Origin of the sequence: Chromobacterium alkanivorans (genome assembly GCF_016937655.1) — a bacterium.
Lineage (GTDB): Bacteria > Pseudomonadota > Gammaproteobacteria > Burkholderiales > Chromobacteriaceae > Chromobacterium > Chromobacterium alkanivorans.
In genome coordinates this window covers 1-1790 of record NZ_JAFHKL010000034.1, presented here as the reverse complement: position 1 = coordinate 1790, position 1790 = coordinate 1, and the positions used below count along the sequence as shown (strand labels likewise).

The following is a 1790-nucleotide window of genomic DNA, read 5'->3' as shown; positions in this document are numbered from 1 at the left end:
TATAAACATGACGAGCATCGCAGCCAGAGGAATCGGCGGTCCCCCGCCCAAGCGCCGCATCGCGGGCTTGGTCGGCGTGATCGTCTTCCATGCACTGTTGATCTACGCGCTGGTGTCGGGCCTGGCCCAGGGCGTGGTCAAAGTGATCCAGCAAAAAGTGGAAGTGGCGGTCATCAGCGAACCGCCGCCGCCTCCGCCGCCCCCTCCGCCCAAGATCGAGAAAGTGGTGCAGCCCACCGCCGCGCCCAAGCCGCAGGCCTATGTGCCGCCGGTGGTCAATCCGCCGCCGGTCACCTCCACGGCCAACGCGATCCAGTCCACCACCTCGGACCCGGCCCCGCAGCCGGCGCCCACCCCCGCCCCGGCGGTGGAAGCGCCCAAGGGCCCGGTGTCGGCCAAGGCCAACTGCACCCAGCTGCAAGCCCCGGAGTACCCGAGCAAGGCGCAGCAGGACGAGATCCAGGGCGTGGTGCGCGTGGCCTTCCAGGTGGGCGACAACGGCCGCTTCAGCCACATCGCCAACATCTCGTTCGACGGCGGCATCCCGCCGCGCTACCGCAGCGGCTTCCAGTCGGCGATCAGCGCCGCGCTGCAAGGCTACAGCTGCAAACCCAACAGCCTGTTGAGCCAGGAATTCGGCTTCAAACTCGATTCCGGCGAATGAGCGCGAGCGCGCCGCGACCGGAACAAGCAATCTTTAGGAGAACCAGAACATGAGCAAAATCACCCGCATCGCCTTCACCGCCGTGGCTCTGCTGAGCAGCCTGAACGCCCTGGCCGCCAAAACCGCGCACGTGACCAGCAACCCGTACGGCATCGACGCCCTGTGGGCGCAAGGCGACATCGTCGCGCGCGGCACCCTGATCATTCTGCTGATCATGTCCGCGGCCACCTGGTACGTGGGCATCGTCAAACTGCTGGAACAACGCCGCCTGCTCAAGCAAGGCCGCGAGCTGCTGGAATCGCACGGCGCGGAACTGCAAAAACGCGCCAGCGAACTGGCCGACGAAGGCATGTTCAGCGCGGTGGCGGCGGCCGGCATCGACGCGGCGGCCGAACACAAGGGCGAACTGGCCGGCCGGGTCGACCTCAACACCTGGGTGTCGATGGCGATCTCCGACGCGGTGGACTCCGCCAGTCACCATATGCAGAACGGCCTGTCGGTAGTGGCCACCGTCGGCTCCACCGCGCCGTTTGTCGGCCTGTTCGGCACGGTCTGGGGCATTTACCACGCGCTGACCGCGATCGGCATGTCCGGTCAGGCGTCGATCGACAAAGTGGCGGGCCCGGTGGGCGAAGCGCTGATCATGACCGCGATCGGTCTGGGCGTGGCGGTGCCGGCGGTGCTGGGTTACAACTGGCTGGTGCGCCGCAACAAGCTGGTGCTGGACATGGTGCGGGTGGTGGCCGGCCGCCTGCACGCCAGCCTGCTGAACGCGCGCTGAGGCGGCGACGATGAAAGGGCGCAACGCAAGATTCGGCCAAGGCCACGGCAAGGGCGACGAAGACGCGGTGATGTCCGCGATCAACACCACGCCGCTGGTGGACGTGATGCTGGTGCTGCTGATCATCTTCCTGATCACGGTGCCGGTGGTGACGCAGACGGTGAAGATGGCCTTGCCGAAGGAAAGCAACATCCCGACGCAAACCAAGCCGGAGAACATCGTGCTGGGGGTGGACACCGGCAACACCATCTACTGGAACACCACGCCGGTGAAGACGCAGGAAGAACTGCTGGCGCGGCTGGTGAAGGAGGCGAAGAAGGATCCGCAGCCGGAAGTGCACATCCG

Annotated in this window: 3 protein-coding genes; all 3 read left to right on the top strand. The window is 66.3% G+C overall.

Translation table 11 applies throughout. The features are described 5' to 3' along the window. Position 1: 1 nt before the first annotated feature. Positions 2–664, top strand: a complete 663-nt coding sequence (locus tag JW897_RS24065; protein ID WP_338030586.1) for an energy transducer TonB — start codon at positions 2–4, stop codon at positions 662–664. A 49-nt stretch (positions 665–713) separates the two neighbouring features. Then, the gene (locus JW897_RS24060; protein ID WP_205467925.1) at positions 714–1445 is read left to right on the top strand and encodes a MotA/TolQ/ExbB proton channel family protein; all 732 of its coding nucleotides are present in this window, start codon (positions 714–716) and stop codon (positions 1443–1445) included. Between the two features lie 10 nt (positions 1446–1455). Continuing rightward, on the top strand, positions 1456–1790 hold a 335-nt coding region (locus JW897_RS24055; RefSeq protein WP_240352363.1), incomplete at its 3' end, for an ExbD/TolR family protein.